Here is a 269-nt window from a genome sequence, read left to right on the forward strand (position 1 = left end):
GGCTCCGTCGTGCGGACGTACTTCCCGAGCCGCAACACGACGCCCACTTCCTCCGGAGCGATCGTGTAGAACGCGCTCTGTAGCGCGATGAGCAGGACGAGGACGCCGAGGATGGGGACGATCGGGACCCTGGGCACGGGCCGCCGACCGCGCGAGCGGAAGACGTTGCGCAGGAACTCCTCGACGTTCTCGCGGTCCCCCGAGCTCATCGGTCGTTCTCGTCGGGGGATGTCGGCTCTGCGGACGGCGGCGCGGGCGCGGTCCCGTAT

1 protein-coding gene is annotated in these 269 nt (G+C 69.9%); it reads right to left on the reverse strand.

Features of this window, described 5'->3' with window-relative positions:
- On the reverse strand, positions 1–209 hold a 209-nt coding region (locus tag ACKQAD_RS20300), incomplete at its 3' end, for a hypothetical protein (protein ID WP_409161760.1).
- Positions 210–269 lie beyond the last annotated feature (60 nt).

It is taken from the genome of Pectobacterium artocarpous (assembly GCF_046159765.1).
Classification (GTDB): Bacteria; Pseudomonadota; Gammaproteobacteria; order Enterobacterales; family Enterobacteriaceae; genus Pectobacterium.